A 1,681-nucleotide genomic window follows, 5' to 3' on the forward strand; every position below is an offset into this window, starting at 1 on the left:
CGGCTTCCGATCCTTCTCGGATCATCCGTGACTTCGTCGAGTCCTTCCTGGATCTTTCCCGATTTCCTTCTCTAACTTCCTGGAATTCCACCCAGTTTCCGGCTTATCAGCTACTGGAGACCTCTCTTCTTGCGATGACTGTTTTTGGCTTCTCATCCCTCAGAGAACTGGAGGATCTCAGCCGCTATGATATGCGGTTCCGGTTTCTCCTCAACGGGGTTTATCCTTCCCACCAGACTTATCATCGCTTCTTCAATTCAGCTCTCAAGCCCTGTATGGAGCAGATCTTCATTGAACTGAACCATTATATTGAACTGCACGACTCCGTGGATACAGATACCCTCTTCCTGGATGGCACCAAACTGGAAGCCAACGCCAATAAGATGACATTTGTATGGATGAAGTCTACCCGCAAGTACCAGACTTCCGCCAGGAAAAAGATGATGGAGCTCCTGAAACAGTTCAAGAAATGGCTGACTGCCCATGGATATGGTGAACGGAGTGCAGCCATAAGCATCCTTCAGGAACTTGATATGGATCATCTCATGACCCTGGACCAGGTTTTTATCGATACTGCAGAAGATGAGAAGATCGTCTACGTGGCAGGAAGAGGCCATAGAAAGTCAGAACTTCAGAGGATGCATGACCAGTTCAGGGAGCTGAGTGTGAAGCTGCAGAAATATGAAGCCTATACAGAAACAGCTGGCGGTCGCAACAGTTTCTCCAAGACCGATACGGATGCGACCTTCATGCACATGAAATACGACTACTACAATCACACTGGTGTATTCAAGCCGGGATACAACGTACAGGCAGGAGTAAGTGATGGCTATATCCGCATCCTGCAGGTCACATCCAGTCCAAGTGATTCCAAAGACTTCATCCCGACAGTGGAGAGGTACAGACAGAAGTATGGAGTCTATCCACAGCGGGTCCCGGCGGATGCGGGATATGGCAGTTATGATAACTACTGTTACTGTGAGGAGCACGGGATCGAACTGATGATGAAATACAACCTTCAGGAAAAGGAAAGTCACATCAGGAAAGCAGACCGCTTTAAGTCCTATGCATTTGGAAAGCAGGAAGATGGAACTCCTGTATGTCCTGCAGGCCATCCAATGAAACTGGAGAAAGTGACACAGTCAAATAAGGGCCTGTATCCCCGTACAAACCACCTGTATCGTAGTGAGCATTGCCAGGGCTGTCCGCTGTGCAGGGAGTGCACCAGATCCAGGAAAGGACGGACTATGAATATCTGCCATGACCTGGAGAGGCAGAAGGGGATCGTCAGGGAAAACATGGCTACAGAAAGAGGACAGGAGCTGATGATCCAGAGAAGCATCCAGAGCGAAGGGACCTTTGGTCAGCTTAAAGAAGACTATTCGTACACGAGATTACGAAGACGGGGTAAAGACGGGGTAGAATTCGAGCTTTGGATGGTGGCAGCAGGACATAATATCCGTCACTACTGCAACAGGAAGTCACAGATGAAGGAAAGATCCAGCCATCTGAACTAGAAACGAACTGTTTTAAGCAATACAATTGGCTGTCAAAAGGTCAGTCTGAGCTTTCGTGTGCAAAAGTTTTCCCCCATCGTCAGTGAAAGAAGGTGAACGAAGGTCTGGCAGCGGAAAGACAGTCTTATTTCATTTAATGAGCATAAAGAAAAGGGCTGTAGCCC

1 protein-coding gene is annotated in these 1,681 nt (G+C 48.2%); it reads left to right on the forward strand.

Annotated features, from left to right (window positions below):
• Positions 1-1,517 (forward strand): IS1182 family transposase (locus Q2J39_RS10695; RefSeq protein WP_300968170.1); only part of this gene is annotated, 1,517 nt, incomplete at its 5' end.
• Positions 1,518-1,681 lie beyond the last annotated feature (164 nt).

The sequence above is a fragment of the uncultured Allobaculum sp. genome, from assembly GCF_948576815.1.
Taxonomy (GTDB): Bacteria; Bacillota_I; Bacilli_A; order Erysipelotrichales; family Erysipelotrichaceae; genus Allobaculum; species Allobaculum fili.